At 61.9% G+C, this 13,860-nt stretch carries 16 protein-coding genes; 10 read left to right on the top strand and 6 right to left on the bottom strand.

The features are described 5' to 3' along the window. Positions 1–57 precede the first annotated feature (57 nt). The gene (locus ABH939_RS24020; RefSeq protein WP_003943026.1) at positions 58–828 is read left to right on the top strand and encodes an acyl-[acyl-carrier-protein] thioesterase; all 771 of its coding nucleotides are present in this window, start codon (positions 58–60) and stop codon (positions 826–828) included. Here ABH939_RS24020 and ABH939_RS24015 read toward each other — a convergent pair. Further along, on the bottom strand, positions 819–1,415 hold the full coding sequence (locus ABH939_RS24015; protein ID WP_030536161.1) for a CHAP domain-containing protein: 597 nt from the start codon (positions 1,413–1,415) through the stop codon (positions 819–821). The genes ABH939_RS24020 and ABH939_RS24015 overlap by 10 nt on opposite strands. A gap of 131 nt (positions 1,416–1,546) precedes the next feature. Between ABH939_RS24015 and ABH939_RS24010 the strand changes: the two genes are divergently transcribed. From ABH939_RS24010 to ABH939_RS23995, 4 genes are all read left to right on the top strand, one after another. After that, positions 1,547–2,062 carry a toxin-antitoxin system HicB family antitoxin gene (locus ABH939_RS24010; RefSeq protein ID WP_404650257.1) on the top strand — a complete coding sequence of 172 codons (516 nt, stop codon included), beginning with the start codon at positions 1,547–1,549 and terminating at the stop codon, positions 2,060–2,062. Positions 2,063–2,127: 65 nt separating this feature from the next. After that, the gene (locus ABH939_RS24005) at positions 2,128–3,003 is read left to right on the top strand and encodes a DUF4097 family beta strand repeat-containing protein (RefSeq protein ID WP_208690114.1); all 876 of its coding nucleotides are present in this window, start codon (positions 2,128–2,130) and stop codon (positions 3,001–3,003) included. 14 nt (positions 3,004–3,017) lie between these two features. Beyond that, positions 3,018–3,959 carry a daunorubicin resistance protein DrrA family ABC transporter ATP-binding protein gene (locus ABH939_RS24000; RefSeq protein ID WP_007730361.1) on the top strand — a complete coding sequence of 314 codons (942 nt, stop codon included), beginning with the start codon at positions 3,018–3,020 and terminating at the stop codon, positions 3,957–3,959. Beyond that, complete coding sequence (locus ABH939_RS23995; RefSeq protein ID WP_054780764.1) at positions 3,956–4,747, top strand: ABC transporter permease; 792 nt, start codon at positions 3,956–3,958, stop codon at positions 4,745–4,747. Before ABH939_RS24000 ends, ABH939_RS23995 begins: the two co-directional genes overlap by 4 nt. On the opposite strand, the gene ABH939_RS23990 is transcribed toward ABH939_RS23995, so the two are convergent. Together ABH939_RS23990 and ABH939_RS23985 are read right to left on the bottom strand one after the other, a co-directional pair. Continuing rightward, a complete protein-coding gene (locus tag ABH939_RS23990) occupies positions 4,702–5,496 on the bottom strand; it encodes a 2-phosphosulfolactate phosphatase (protein ID WP_404650256.1) in 795 nt (264 codons plus the stop codon). The two genes, ABH939_RS23995 and ABH939_RS23990, sit on opposite strands and share 46 nt — an antisense overlap. Before the next feature lie 12 nt (positions 5,497–5,508). Beyond that, complete coding sequence (locus tag ABH939_RS23985; RefSeq protein WP_208690113.1) at positions 5,509–6,336, bottom strand: transglutaminase domain-containing protein; 828 nt, start codon at positions 6,334–6,336, stop codon at positions 5,509–5,511. Between the two features lie 88 nt (positions 6,337–6,424). Between ABH939_RS23985 and ABH939_RS23980 the strand changes: the two genes are divergently transcribed. Then, positions 6,425–7,438, top strand: a complete 1,014-nt coding sequence (locus ABH939_RS23980) for an ABC transporter substrate-binding protein (protein WP_007730352.1) — start codon at positions 6,425–6,427, stop codon at positions 7,436–7,438. On the opposite strand, the gene ABH939_RS23975 is transcribed toward ABH939_RS23980, so the two are convergent. Next, positions 7,413–8,750 carry an MFS transporter gene (locus ABH939_RS23975; protein WP_404650255.1) on the bottom strand — a complete coding sequence of 446 codons (1,338 nt, stop codon included), beginning with the start codon at positions 8,748–8,750 and terminating at the stop codon, positions 7,413–7,415. The two genes, ABH939_RS23980 and ABH939_RS23975, sit on opposite strands and share 26 nt — an antisense overlap. Positions 8,751–8,836: 86 nt before the next feature. Here ABH939_RS23975 and ABH939_RS23970 point away from each other — a divergent pair, with 86 nt between their 5' ends. Further along, entirely contained in the window at positions 8,837–9,958 is a 1,122-nt protein-coding gene (locus ABH939_RS23970) for an endonuclease/exonuclease/phosphatase family protein (RefSeq protein WP_404650254.1), read from the top strand. Here the strand turns inward: ABH939_RS23970 and ABH939_RS23965 are convergent. After that, a complete protein-coding gene (locus ABH939_RS23965; protein ID WP_064113605.1) occupies positions 9,929–11,008 on the bottom strand; it encodes an alpha/beta fold hydrolase in 1,080 nt (359 codons plus the stop codon). The genes ABH939_RS23970 and ABH939_RS23965 overlap by 30 nt on opposite strands. Positions 11,009–11,114: 106 nt before the next feature. Between ABH939_RS23965 and ABH939_RS23960 the strand changes: the two genes are divergently transcribed. Continuing rightward, positions 11,115–11,717 (top strand): TetR/AcrR family transcriptional regulator, encoded by a 603-nt coding sequence (locus ABH939_RS23960; protein ID WP_003942861.1) that lies wholly within the window; start codon positions 11,115–11,117, stop codon positions 11,715–11,717. On the opposite strand, the gene pip is transcribed toward ABH939_RS23960, so the two are convergent. After that, on the bottom strand, positions 11,705–12,664 hold the full coding sequence (pip, locus tag ABH939_RS23955; protein ID WP_404650253.1) for a prolyl aminopeptidase: 960 nt from the start codon (positions 12,662–12,664) through the stop codon (positions 11,705–11,707). The two genes, ABH939_RS23960 and pip, sit on opposite strands and share 13 nt — an antisense overlap. Positions 12,665–12,765: 101 nt before the next feature. Here pip and ABH939_RS23950 point away from each other — a divergent pair, with 101 nt between their 5' ends. Next, positions 12,766–13,224: a hypothetical protein gene (locus tag ABH939_RS23950; protein WP_003942982.1), complete on the top strand. Its 459-nt coding sequence runs from the start codon at positions 12,766–12,768 to the stop codon at positions 13,222–13,224. A 4-nt stretch (positions 13,225–13,228) separates the two neighbouring features. After that, positions 13,229–13,825, top strand: a complete 597-nt coding sequence (locus ABH939_RS23945) for a hypothetical protein (protein ID WP_003943061.1) — start codon at positions 13,229–13,231, stop codon at positions 13,823–13,825. Positions 13,826–13,860: the final 35 nt, after the last annotated feature.

Here is a 13,860-nt window from a genome sequence, read left to right as displayed (position 1 = left end):
TCGGGTAACGCAAGCGTGAAGCCACCCAATCAGGCGAACACCGGGAGCCCACATCCGATGAACCGTACAAAAGTCGACGACCACGTAGCGATGGCCGAACTACCGACAACCGGAAGCATCTTCCAGGCCTCGTGGCCGGTGCGTACGGGTGACATCCACACCGACAAACAACTGCGCCTCGACGCGATCGCGCGCTACCTCCAAGACGCGGGCTTCGACAATCTCGTCGACCGCGGCGCCATGGATACACACCCGCTGTGGATGGTACGAAGAACGGTGATCGATGTACTCGAGCCGGTCGTCTGGCCGGATCGAGTTCACCTGCAGCGCTGGTGTTCAGGCCTGTCGAACAAGTGGTGTTCGATGCGAGTTCGCATCAGATCCGATGGCGGCGGGTTGATCGAAACCGAGGCGTTCTGGATCAACATCGACCCGAAGACGGGAATGCCGGCATCCATCAGTGAGAAGTTCACCGCCGCCCTGGCATCTACGGCCGTGGACCAGCATCTTCACTGGCGTCGGTGGATCGACCCGACCCCGGACACGACGCCGTCAGCGGATACGCCGTTCCCGTTGCGCTCGAGCGATTTCGACCCCTTCGATCACGTGAACAACGCAATCTACTGGCAGCCCGTGGAAGATGCGCTGCCCGACAGATTACGAAGCGGGCCCTTTCGCGCGATCCTCGAGTACACCCAGCCGATCAAGAGAGGTGAGCAGGTGAGCGTGCGAACCGGCACGAACACGCTGCACATCGACGCAGGCGACGAGGCACGTGCGTCGGCGCGGTGGTTCGCCTTGTCTCCGAAGAGCAACGATCAGGGGTGAAGTTTTCCGAATCCCACGACGGCAGAGTCGGATTGCCAGTCCAGATCATGAACCCGCACCTTGCCGAACTCGTTGCCGCCAACCGTGATCGCAGAGTTGCCGTCCACTGCCACAACGATGTTGGTGTGCTGACCGACCCATCTCGAACTGTCGTAGATCACCACATCACCCACATTCGGGGTGTACCCGCTGCCGTTCTCGGCGTACGCGCCGATCCCTTGGTAATACTCCTGCAAGGTGTACACACCCGGGATGCGCCAACTTCCGGAGTTCGGGTTGGACAACGGTCGACCCGCTTCCCTCATGATCCAGCTGACAAAGTCGGCGCACCACTCTTCGTCGATGCCGTCGGAATAGAAGGTGCCCGGACGGTCCTGCTCATGCTCGGATTGCAGTAGCTCGAGCACCCGACCTTGATCAGACGTGAGCGCACTCGCGTCCACCGCCGGGAACTCAGCCGTGTCCCAGGGCAGGTACCGCGATGGTGCGATCGCGACGACCACCACCCCAACCACGATCACGACGCCGAGCACCCCGGCAATCCAGAGCACGATGCGGCGTCGGCGGTTCGATTCGGCAGGACTCACCCTTACGAGTGTGCCAGCCTGCCGCGGACCGAATCGCCAACCACCCCGATGACCTGGCAATTCTCACCAAATTCACACGAATGTGCCACCAAACTATTGCGGTGGCACCAAAGTGGTGCCATAGTGATGCCATGGACTTGACACCGTACGTAGACAACCTTCGCCACGAACTCGCGGTGGCGACCGAAGCAGGCGGAGAAGACGCAAAGGCACTCGCCGATCGTTTGACCGCACCGCTGGAATCAGCAGTGCGACTCACCCTTCTCGACGCATTGTCTGCGGCAGCCGCCGAGATCACGCGTGACCTCGCCCCGGGTTCGGTGGACCTGCGCCTGCGGGGACGCGAACCCGAATTCGTGGTGGCACCAGCCATCAGTGAACCGGTTCCAGCCCCCGTCGAAGAGGACCCGACTCCGGCACCGCGCCCCGTCACGGAGTCCGACGACGCCTCGATGACTCGAATCAACCTGCGGCTGGGGCAAGACCTCAAAGACCGGATCGAGGCGGCGGCCCGGGAAGCCGGGATCTCCGTCAACGCGTGGCTGGTTCGCTCGGCTGCAACGGCTCTGGAAGGCGGCGCGAACAGAAGCACTCCGAGACAGCGCACGTCCCAAGGTTCCGAAAGCTTCAGCGGCTGGGTGCACTGACACCGGCTTCATCTTTCGCACCACCCTCTTTCATCAACCGAGACAACCTCATCGGGAGTATCACCATGCCTACATTCAGCACACCTGACCCCATCACCTTGAACTTCGACGTGGCAGTCGGACACATCCGGATCACGGCGAGCAGCCGCAACGACACTGTCGTGGAAGTGTTGCCCAGCAACTCGTCTCGCGAGGTCGACGTTCGAGTCGCCGAACAAACACGCGTCGAATTCGCAGGTGGCCGGCTGCAGATCAAGACTCCGAAACAGCGCGGCCTCGGCATCTTCGGGAAGACAGGATCTGTGGACATCTCCGTTCAGCTTCCCTCCGGCTCGGAACTCGAAGGCACTGCCGCAGTTGCCAACCTCCGTAGCGAAGGCACTCTCGGACGATCACGGGTGAAGGTTTCCGCGGGCGATTGCACACTGGAAACCACCGGGCCGCTCAACATCAGCACCGGGGCCGGCGCGATCATCGTCGAGCACGTGGCCGGTGACATCGACACGAGCACCGGGTCCGGAAGCATCCGCATCGGCCGCGTCGACGGCAACGCGGAGGTCAAGAACTCCAACGGCGACATCAACATCGGCACGATCACCGGCGCACTGAAGGCGAAGACCGCCAACGGAAGCGTCGCCGTCGAGCATGCCGAATCCGATGCGAGCGCCGCAACCGCCAACGGCGACATCCGCTTCGAGGCCATCGAGAGTGGAGTCGTATCCGCCAAGACGGCCGCCGGACGAATCCATATCGGTGTTCGATCCGGAACCGCCGCGCGATTCGACGCTCATACGTCCTTCGGCCGCGTCGACAACCAGATGAATGCCACGCACGGTCCGGCTTCCACTGAACGCCGGGTAGACGTCCGGGCACACACCAGTTACGGCGACATCGTCATTCGACGTTCGGAGCCTCGAGAAGAATCCAACAAGAAGATCTAGCGAAAGGAACGCTGATGTCCCGTAAACCAGCCATCACCGCGACGGGCCTGAAGAAGGCCTACGACGACAAGACGGTACTGGACGGAATCGACATCTCCGTCGACCGCGGAACCGTCTTTGCACTCCTCGGCCCCAACGGCGCCGGCAAGACCACCATCGTGGAAATCCTCTCGACCCTCGTTCCCGCAGACGGCGGCAACATCCGCATCGCCGGGTACAACCCTTCCGACGATCCCGACGCGGTGCGTTCGCGCATCGGCGTCACCGGGCAGTTCTCAGCAGTCGACGACTATCTGTCCGGTGAGGAAAACCTTCTCCTCATGGCCGACCTGCACCATCTCGGCAAGGACGAACGTCGAACGCGCACTGAAGAACTCCTGAAGAAGTTCGATCTGATCGACTCCGCGGACAAGCTGGCGTCGACCTACTCGGGCGGCATGCGTCGACGGCTCGACCTGGCAATGACGTTGATCGGACGACCGGAGATCATCTTCCTGGACGAGCCCACCACCGGCCTCGACCCCCGGAGCCGACGCACCATGTGGCAGATCATCCGGGAGTTGGTCGAGGGCGGTGTCACCATCTTCCTCACGACCCAGTACCTCGAGGAAGCTGATCAACTGGCCGACCACATCGCCGTCCTCGATCAGGGACGGATCGTCGCCCAAGGTACGGCAGCGGAACTCAAACGGCACATCCCCGGCGGCCACATTCGTCTTCACTTCTTCGACCGAGATCAGCTCGATTCTGCTGCAGCTGTTTTCGACGAATCTTCACGTGACGATGCCGCCTATGTCCTCCAGGTCCCCAGCGACGGGGGTGTCCGCTCGCTGCGCTCTCTTCTCGACCAACTCGACGCTCACTCGATCGACGTCAAGGAACTCTCCGTGCACACACCCGACCTGGACGACGTGTTCCTGACTCTGACCGCCACCGAAAGGACCGACGCGCGATGACCACCATGACGCTTGCCTATCAGGACTCGAAAACCATGCTGCGTCGCAGTATTCGACACATCCTTCGATATCCGTCGATGACGGTGATGCTCGTCGGAATGCCAGTCGTTTTCCTACTGCTGTTCGTCTACGTGCTCGGCGGAACGCTCGGGAACGGCCTCGGCCCCGGCGGTGGCGGTCGAGCCGAGTACGTCAATTACGTTGCACCGGCGATCATTCTGATGACCGTGGCATCAGCGGCACAAGGTACTGCCATCTCCGTCGCAACCGATATGACCGCCGGGATCATTGCACGATTCCGAACGATGGCGATCACGCGCACGTCCGTCCTGACAGGTCACGTTCTCGGCAGCCTCCTTCAGACGATCGTGAGCCTCGTTGTCGTCATCGCCGTAGCGATAGCCGTCGGCTTCCGGCCCACTGCAGGCTTCGTGGAGTGGGCCGCGACGTTTGCACTCCTCGTCCTGGTCTCCATCGCCATGATCTGGTTGTCGGTCGCCTTCGGCCTCGTCAGCAAGAGTGTCGAGACGGCCAGCAACCTTCCAATGGTGTTGATCCTCTTGCCGTTCCTGGGAAGCGGCTTTGTCCCCACCGACTCGATGCCGACCGTGTTGCGATGGTTCGCCGAGTATCAGCCGTTCACTCCGATCATCGAGACTCTTCGAGGACTTCTTCTCGGCGAAGCTATCGGGAACAACGCGATACTCGCGATCGGATGGTGCGTCGCAATCACCTTCCTCTCCTACCTCTGGGCGCGGAGTTTGTTCAACCGACGCCCGGTGCGCTGACCTCGAAACACACGATCTTCGAGAACAGGTACGGTGTCGCTTTCGTCGAGTTCCGAGGCGATGGCGACGTCGTGTGGAAACCCCATGACGATCAACTCGCGCCCTGAGGCGCAGTCCCGTAACCGTTCCTCGTACGAATCCGACACCGCCGTCCAGGCAGTCGCCGCCATCTGCGCCTCGGGCGATGGGGACCCTTCCCAACCAGTCGCGGTCAACGCCGTGACAACCGCACCGGCGCCCCACAGATCCTCCACCGCCGGACGCAACTCTCCACCGGGCCACTTTTCACCGGACGCGACTATCGCAACCCTCGATCTCGAACCATGTTCGTGCACAATCCAATCCGCGACGGCGGAAGCGTTCCTCAACGAAGCGCCGACACACACCGCAACCTGAGACGCCAACGCAAACGCGATAGTCGACCCGTTCGGCGACGGCAGCACCAGCCGACTCGACACCTCGGCTTCGCGAATCGTCTTGGGAGACAGACTGATCTGACCCTCCGCGGCTACGCTCCGCCTCACCGCCAGGACCGCATCGGCATCACGCGCGTAATCGACCGCGCGCTCGTCGTTCCAGGAAAAGGGAAGTACGTCGATTCCCGCGTCGGCGGCAACGCTCAGCGTCGTCGTGAACGAGAGAACGTCTACCACCACTGCCACATCGACGCCGGCAGCAATCGCTTCGGCGCCGCGCAACCCCCAGTCGAATCGAAGTCCGTAATCGAGTTGGCGATGCTCCGGATTCATCGCACCAGCATCTCAGAAACGAATCAGCTTGTCCGGCACGCGCAAGTCATCGTGCTCGTACAGTGCTCGCACGGCAACGGGATCGTCGGCGGCGCACACCGCGGCGACATCGTCCAACAGTAGGTCGTAGTCGGCGCCTGTCTTTCCGTCGTAGGCGGCCGTCATACGACCCCACTCGTCCCACGGCAGAGTTTCGACCTTGTTCATCGCGGCAAGATCCTTCACTGCGTTGCCGCGGATCTCGGCAGGCCCCCAGTTCTCGGTGCCGTACACCCCGAACTGGGACCCGTCGATCACGCCGCGTCGATACGCCAGCCACGCCTCACCACCACTGAGGAATTCTCCCGGCTGCAGGTTATGGGCGTGAGGAAGGACGTTTTGTCCGAGGATCTCCGAATCGATGCGGATCCACCGCTTGCCGGCGTCGTCCCAGTACTCGGTGATCCAGTGGTCCACGCCCTGTCCCGGTTGAAAGTAGGTGGCAAAACCACAGCGGACGCGAGCGGCAATTCCGCGATAGCGCAGAAACGCACAACTCAAAACAGCAAAGTGCCGACAGGTTCCGACGAGCCGCTTGTCGGGTTCTCGGGCGGAGGTCACCGGTGCCGGATCGAGCGCAAGCAGGCGTTGAAGCAGAACGCTTGCCGGCCGGATCTGGTTTTCGTCGAATCGGTCGGTGGGCAGATTCAGCGACCGTGCATCGGTGGGTTGGACCACCAGGTACGGCACTACCCGGCATATTTGCATGGGGTCGGTGGGGAGCGACTCGAGGGCGAGCATGTCCACCCCGTCGATGCGGGTGAACGGTCCTGCTGATGTGTAGTCGAGAACCGCCGTCATGGGCGGAGGTTAACAAACACTGCCGACACAGCAACTCCACTATGGTTAGGGTCCCATAACCATGAAACCCGAGGTTGCCGTGAACCCTATGTTGAGCCGCCGTGCCATGCTGTCCGTCACCTTCGCAACAGCAGCCGGTTTCGCCCTTGCTGCCTGTGGCGACAGCGCGAAGGACGAATCCACTCCCGGCACCGAAGGTGCTCACGCCGAGGCCAACGCCTTCCCTGTGACGATCGACCACAAGTTCGGCTCCACCACCATCGAGCAGGCACCCAGCCGCATCGCAGCGGTCGGTATCGGCGACGCGGACGTTTTGCTTTCCCTCGGGCTGACGCCCGTCCTGGTCCCGGTGTGGAAGGGATCGACCGACGACGGAATCGGCGTCTGGGCCGACTCCGCAGTCCAGGGCGCCGAGCCGACGCCATTGGCCAACGCCACCACCGATTTCGACATCGAAACGATCGTGGCTGCAGCGCCTGACCTGATCATCGCCGTCAACAACGCGATCGACGAGGATCTGTACAAGCAGCTCAGCGCCATCGCGCCGACGGTGCTGCACGCCGCCGATCAGACGGATTGGGTTCTGCCCTGGCAGGAAGTCACGACCCGCATCGGTACGGCTGTGGGCGTTCCCGCGCAGGCAAAGAAGGAGGTCCAGGAAGTCGAAGACCTCATCGTTCGCACCCGCGCGGAGAACCCCCAGTTCGAAGGCAAGACAGCAGCTCTCGTCATTCGCTGGAGCGACGGAAATCTGCGAGCGTTCAGCCCCGAGGCAGCGCGGGCTCAGCTGCTCACGCAATTGGGATTCACGGCGCCTGCCGCACTGAAGGATCGGTTCGCGGGCAAGCTGAACTACGAGATCTCCGCCGAGAACTACGACCTCCTCGAGTGCGACTACCTGCTCTTCGACAACTACGAGAAGGCTCGCGCCGAGATGGAGTCGCAGCCGGCGTTCACCAATCTGAACGTGGTCGAGACCGGAGGCCTGATCAGCTTGGACCCCATCGTCAGTGACGCGGTGTCCATGCCGAACCCACTCACCATTCCGTTTGTGCTGGAAGATTTCGTCGCAAAGATCAATCAGACGATCGCTGGTCGATAACTTTCGTTCGGCCTGACCACACCCACAACACCACAGCCGACACGGCCACGCAGAGCGCAACGATCACCCATGGTGACGCCGGCGCTGCGTGGCCGTTGTCGACGAGGTCGTACACGAATCCGACTCCCACGGTTCCCAGGAGCGCGAGCAGACCGCCGATCGTGTTGAGCATGCCGAAGTGCGCTCCGAGGTTGCTTTCACGACCGAGGATCGCGATGGTGTCTCGCATCGGCGGCACCATCAACATCTGTCCCAGGTGCAGCAGCCCGATCCACACCGCCAGACCGACTATCTGCGTCGACGCCGAAGCTGCGGAGTCGACGCCGGTGACCAGCGGAACCAGGAACGACACCGAAATGAGCACAAGCCCGAAGGTGATCGCGCGCCGATGCCCGATGCGGTGGGCAACCGCGACCGTCGGTCCCTGCCCGACGATCACCAACACCGCCGCGCCCACGTAGAACCATCCCAGCGCCGACTGCGAACCGATTCCGCGCTCGAGCTGTTCCGGAAGCATCAGGTACAGCTGGCTGTACGCAACCAGCTGAAAACTGCAGAGCGTCGCGAAGAGCAGAAAGTTGTTGTTGGTCAGGACACTTCGCCAGACGTCGCGCAGCGTATAGGTCGACACCGGGCCGTCGTGGGCATCGCCCGGTCGGGGGAACCAGATGAAGAACCCGACCCACATGATCGCGAAGAGCAACGCGGCGCTCGACGCCGTCCACGAGAACGGAAACATCAGGAGAGCAGCTCCCAGCGCCGGACCGATCACTGTTCCCAGGCGGCTGCACATCTGTTCCACTGCAAACAAATCGGTACGACGCATAACTCCGGCGGACTCGAGTTCGCGTCCGTACTCCGCGTTGGCCGACTCCACTGCGGGCGCGAAGAGCGCGGCAGCAAAGCCGACCAGGAGCACGCCGACGATCACGGCGCTCATGCTTTCTGCCAGACCGAGCATCAGAAAACCGACTACACGAACGGCTATGCCCAGCAGGATGATCGGACGCTTGCCGAACCTGTCGGCGAGGCTTCCACCGATGAAGAACATGCCCTGCTGACTGAACATCCGCAATCCGAGGACGAGGCCGACAATCCAGGCCGCAAATCCGAGGTCCTCCGAAAGGTGCACCGCCAGAAAGGGGACAACCAGATAGAACCCGATGTTGAACAGCACCATCGAGAGGAGGAGCAGCTTCACCACCGGCGGCAGGACACGAACCTTCGCGAAGGTCTTGTTACCGGGGAAACGCTCACTGAGTACCACGATCAGAAGACTATTGCCCGCACGGCTTTCTTGGAAATCTGCCATTTTACAATTGGTTAACTGTCCGTTTAGGTAGCGATGGTAATCATCTTCCGGGGGTTCGAGCACACGACAACGAGAGCCGGGATTTGATGAATGGATTGACGCGCCGCCAGATGGTCAAGGCGATGGCGGTAGCCGCGGGCACAGTCACCGCGAGCGCATTTACATTAGGTGCCAATACCTCCGTCGCGGGGGCGAGCCCCGCGCAGGAGATCAAAGTGCTCTCCCTCAACACCTGGCACGGCGGAACCAAGATCAACGGTGGCCTGCAGCTGATCGCCGACATGATCATCTCGACACAGGCGTCGATAGTTCTCCTGTCGGAAGCCGGCACTGCGACAACTGCATTGGCCGACATGCTGACCAAATCAGGAACCACCTTCTACGGAGCAGCGTCCTCCGACGTGGGGATTCTCTCCAAGTTTCCGATCGAGGAAACAGCCGACCTGAACTCGATGATCAAGGCAGTCGTGACGGTCGACGGCAAACAAATCGCTGCTTACTCGGCACATCTGGCCTACACGTCCTACGCGACGTATCTACCGCGCGGATACGGCGCGGGTGTTCCCAAGCCCGGAGAGTTCTCCGAGTTCGGCTGGAACAAGATGCCGTCCGGTCCGGTCACGGACCCCGAGACGGTTCAGCGCGTGAACATCAATTCGGGACGACCCAAGGCAATTTCGACGTTCGTCGACGATGCGGCACAAGAACGGGCCAAGGGCAGATCCGTCATCCTCGGTGGCGATTTCAACGAACCGTCGGCCCTGGATTGGACCGACGGCACGCGAAATCTGTTCGACCACAACGGTGTAGTCGTTCCTTGGGAATCCACCCGCCTGCTCGACCAAGCCGGATTCGTCGACGCTTACCGCAGTAAGTACCCGAACCCGGCCACACACCCGGGCTTCACCTGGCCGTCCGACAATCCCGACGTCGACACCTCACAGCTCACCTGGGCACCCGAGGCAGACGAACGCGATCGGATCGACTACATCTTCGCCGATCGCGCTTCCGACCTGAAGTTGGGATCTGTCGGGATCATCGGCCCGCGAAAGACGATCGTGCACAACAAAAGAGTGGAGGAGAACTCCCAGGACAACTTCATCGCTTCACCGACGCCGTGGCCGACCGATCACAAGGCCGTTCTTGCGACGTATCGTTTTGCCAGCTTCGGCGGCGGATCATCTACCGGTTCGTGGAGCGGTTCCTGACAGGGCATCTCGTAGCCAGTCGATCATCATCGGCGTCAACTCGGGCAGCTTGGTCACTGCGCAGTGCCCCGCATCCGGGATGACGTGTACCTGCGTGTTCGGGCGCTCCTCGAAGAGAGTGGTGTCCGAGAGCGGGATGTGAACGTCGTCGGCCCCGTTGACCACAAGCATCGGGGTCCGGCCGTCGTCGGCGGTCATCAAGACACTGCGATCGAAAGCACGCAGACCCTGTACCAGCGCCTCTTTGGTTGCCGGGGCATCGAAACCCAGTGCGTTTCCGACGATGTCACCCATGCCGTAGACCAGGCGCTCCGCGTTCGCGGTCTCGAACGCGCCCTTGACCGGGGCGCCGATGTTGATCACCGCATCGACGGCGCCGGTCAACCCCGACCGCACGGCGAAGTTGCCACCGAAGGAGACTCCCAGGTGTGCCACCTGGCCATTGCCGAGGGCGCGAGCCGTCGCCACCAGTCCGTCGATCACCTCGTCACCGAAAGCGTCGAGAGGAACCGGTGATTCACCAGTTCCCGGCTGGTCGAAAGCGACAACAGTCACTCCGGCGTTCTTCGCGAACGCACTGACCAACGGATGCATGTCCATCTTCCAGCCGTCGACGCCGCCGCTGAGCAACAGGGCGGGTGCGTCTTCGTACCTTCCGTCCACGGAGAGAATGTGTACCGGTAGCTCGATCTCGCCGTTTCGGTAGGGCAGGGACAGGATTCGACGCTCGAACTCGAGCCCGAATCCCGGTGCTGCCTTGACGTATTCGTCCACCTGATTCTGCAGGGCCCGGCGCCGCGAATCGTTGGCCAGGACGGGGAACTTGGCGATTCCGTAGATCATCGCCGCGAGTGAATGATTGCCGGCCGCGGAGTACTTTGCTGCCAACGCCGACCACTCGTACGACCAACCACCCGGCGCGTCGGCCCAGGTCGAGTGGATGGACGCGCGCAGTTCCTCGAGATCCGAGACGGGGAGCCCGAAGCTCAGAAACTGTCCTGTGCGCTCTTCGAAGAGGCCTCGGTGATCGACAGGAAATTCGTATGACATGGGAAAACACCCCTCAATTCATCTCTAATGCAACGATCAGTTGCATTAGCTCAGTGAACCACGTGCCTCCAGCTAACACAACACCTTGTTGCGATAAGGTTGGCTCATGACTTCGACACCACAACGGCCCGGAGGGCGTAGTGCCAGGGTGCGCGAGGCCGTCCTGGCAGCCACGGCGGCCGAATTGTCCGAACGCGGATTCGCGGCGATGACTATCGAGGACATAGCCGCCCGCTCCGGAGTCCACAAGACCACGATCTACCGGCGGTGGAGCACGCTGTCCCAGTTGGTGGCCGACGCGGCGATCGAGGTATCGGCAACCACCGTCCCCATCCCGGATACCGGTTCCATCGAATCCGACCTGCGCGAGATGGCCAGATCGATAGTCGCACTGGTGACCAGCGAGTCGGGCGGCGCGTTGGTGGCTGCACTGTTCTCCGACGCGGTCCGCACTCCCGAGGTCGCGAGACTCAAGCGCGAGTTCTATTCCGCACGTTACGAACTGGCAGACATCGTCGTTCGCCGAGCAGTCGAGCGCGGGGAGATCTCCGAGAAGGTCTCGGCCGCTGATCTTCTGGCGGCCGTCGCCGCACCCATCTACTATCGCCTGCTGGTCGCCGATCTACCCGTCGACCAGTCGGTTGCCGATCGTGCTGCTGCCGGCGCGCTCGCTGCGGCCCGCGCCGGGGCACTCGATCAGGCCGAATGAGCCAGTGAATTCAGCGCTTCCACGATTGCCTCGTTGAATCCGCTGCCGCCATGCCCGGCGCCGTCGAGTACCACCAACTCACTACCCGGCCAACGCCGGTGGATCGCCCAGGCAGTGTCGAGTGGCCCGGAAATGTCATGCCGTCCGTGCACGAGAATCGCGGGAATCTCAGCGAGACGGTCCATTCCGTCCAATATCTGATTCGGCGCCAGGAAGCAGTCGTTACCCCAGTAATGCGTAACCAGCCTGGTCATCACCCGGCGGAAGTCCGGATTCTGGTATCGAACACTCGGAGTCCACCCCGGCATCAGCGACACGTGCACGTCTTCCCAACGGCACCACTGCAACGCGGCATTCTCGCGCACAACAGGATCCGGATCGGCAAGCAGTCGCGCGTACGCCGCGGGGAGGTTTCCGTCACGCTCGTCCACCGGCAACGGCGCCACGAACTCTTCCCATTCACGCGGAAATACCCGGCCCATGGCACGGGTGATCCACTCGATTTCGACCCTCGTCCCGCCGGTGATCGCGCCCAGGGCCATCGCTTGCACCCGCGCGGGAAACGCCTGCGCGTACACCAGACCCAAACTCACGCCCCAGGAAAGTCCCGTCACGATCCATCGCTCGATACCGAGATGCTCACGAAGACGCTCGATGTCTTCCACAATGTGCGCCGTGGTGTTCACGGTCAGATCGACGTCCGGACTGCTCGCTAGCGGAAGACTGCGCCCACAGCCTCGCTGATCGAACAGAACTGCGCGAAAGACTTCGGGATCGAAGAAACGCCTGGCGCCGACAGTGCATCCCGAACCAGGACCGCCGTGGAGGTAGAGAACCGGAATGCCCGCCGGATTGCCGACTGTCTCCCAGTAGAGACTCTGACCGTCCGCCACTTCCAACAGCCCCGACTCGTACGGCTCGACGGGCGGGTACAGGACAGCAGTCATAGGCGGTGATTCTTCCATCAAGCTGCCTACTCGAGTAGGCAGCACGCGGCCGAGCAATGGCCTAGCGTGGACAGGACACCACTGCGACGGGAGTACACCAGATGCGTGATGGGTTCAGGTTGCCGGGATACGGCGGCGCCGCAGTCTTCCTTCGCAGTCATGCGGTTCCCGCCACTGTCTTCGAATCCGACGTACCCACACTCGTTTTCGACGTCGGGCTGCTCAGCCCCGACCGCTTCAATCAGTATCTCAGCCGACATACGGACGACGGATTCGTCGAACGGCTGGCGGCGTTCTTCTTTCACGCGGCCGCAGACTTCCATCCCGAGAAATCGCTTCCGGCGTTCACCGACGAACGACTCGGGCTGATGATCTCGGTCTGTTCCAGCACCGATCGAGAGGTGGAACTCGACTTCTCACTCGCCGAGGATCCCGAATCGGAGGACACCGAACGCGACGAGATGACCTTCGAGACAAGCCGAGTCGTCCTCGCGACCTCGGCGCAGACGGTTTCTCGACTGACCGGTGGAGTAACCACCCACTTCGACGGGGAGTTGTAGAGACATGGGTTTTCTCTTCGAGGTTCTCGATTTTCCCGAAGGCAGTCGGATGACCGATCTGTGGAACAACACATGGGCTGAGCCGGCAATGGGCGAGGAGATTGCCTCCGGCCACTTCATTCATCTGGGCGACGATCAACACGTCGACGTGGAGACCGATTTTCTCAGTAGCCACCTACCGTTCAACGTGGCAGGCTTCGGTGGAGTCTTTCCCGACGGCAAACCTTGGATGTTCGTCATGCAGAAGGCGCCGGCGGACCTCGCGACCAGGCTTCGCGGCGAGGACGATCCGCACTCACTTCTGCGCGGATCACTCGACCGCGCCATGTCTTTCAACCCTGATGCACTGGTGGCCGAGGAATTGTCCTGGAGGCACGCCGATCTGGTGAAGGTGTACGACGAAGAGGGAATCCCTGCGGTATCCGTCGCGGGCTGGTCGGTTGCGGATCTCCTGCGTGGCCTCTTGGCGCAGTGTTGCAACGTCGAACTTGCCGCCGTCGTCGCCGGATACCCAGAGTGCGCCTATCCCGAATCGGCGCATGCGTGCGAAGCGGACGTGTTCTCAGACGTGTTCGCCGGTTGGGTCAGCGGACTGCGGTGATGTGACGGAGGAGACTCCACCCTCCCGACATTTCG

This window comes from Rhodococcus sp. 27YEA6 (assembly GCF_044908235.1).
Classification (GTDB): Bacteria; Actinomycetota; Actinomycetes; order Mycobacteriales; family Mycobacteriaceae; genus Rhodococcus_F; species Rhodococcus_F qingshengii.
The sequence above is the reverse complement of the archived record's forward strand: the minus strand, read 5'-3'. Positions and strand labels throughout refer to the sequence as shown.

Coding starts and splice junctions, on each gene's coding strand:
- ABH939_RS23995 (WP_054780764.1), top strand. CDS start 3,956: ATGACCACCATGACGCTTGCCTATCAGGACTCGAAAACCATGCTGCGT.
- ABH939_RS23990 (WP_404650256.1), bottom strand. CDS start 5,496: ATGAATCCGGAGCATCGCCAACTCGATTACGGACTTCGATTCGACTGG.
- ABH939_RS23960 (WP_003942861.1), top strand. CDS start 11,115: ATGACTTCGACACCACAACGGCCCGGAGGGCGTAGTGCCAGGGTGCGC.
- ABH939_RS23945 (WP_003943061.1), top strand. CDS start 13,229: ATGGGTTTTCTCTTCGAGGTTCTCGATTTTCCCGAAGGCAGTCGGATG.
- ABH939_RS24010 (WP_404650257.1), top strand. CDS start 1,547: ATGGACTTGACACCGTACGTAGACAACCTTCGCCACGAACTCGCGGTG.
- ABH939_RS23965 (WP_064113605.1), bottom strand. CDS start 11,008: ATGTCATACGAATTTCCTGTCGATCACCGAGGCCTCTTCGAAGAGCGC.
- ABH939_RS23985 (WP_208690113.1), bottom strand. CDS start 6,336: ATGACGGCGGTTCTCGACTACACATCAGCAGGACCGTTCACCCGCATC.
- ABH939_RS23980 (WP_007730352.1), top strand. CDS start 6,425: ATGTTGAGCCGCCGTGCCATGCTGTCCGTCACCTTCGCAACAGCAGCC.
- ABH939_RS24005 (WP_208690114.1), top strand. CDS start 2,128: ATGCCTACATTCAGCACACCTGACCCCATCACCTTGAACTTCGACGTG.
- ABH939_RS23970 (WP_404650254.1), top strand. CDS start 8,837: ATGAATGGATTGACGCGCCGCCAGATGGTCAAGGCGATGGCGGTAGCC.
- ABH939_RS23950 (WP_003942982.1), top strand. CDS start 12,766: ATGCGTGATGGGTTCAGGTTGCCGGGATACGGCGGCGCCGCAGTCTTC.
- ABH939_RS23975 (WP_404650255.1), bottom strand. CDS start 8,750: ATGGCAGATTTCCAAGAAAGCCGTGCGGGCAATAGTCTTCTGATCGTG.
- pip (WP_404650253.1), bottom strand. CDS start 12,664: ATGACTGCTGTCCTGTACCCGCCCGTCGAGCCGTACGAGTCGGGGCTG.
- ABH939_RS24000 (WP_007730361.1), top strand. CDS start 3,018: ATGTCCCGTAAACCAGCCATCACCGCGACGGGCCTGAAGAAGGCCTAC.
- ABH939_RS24020 (WP_003943026.1), top strand. CDS start 58: ATGAACCGTACAAAAGTCGACGACCACGTAGCGATGGCCGAACTACCG.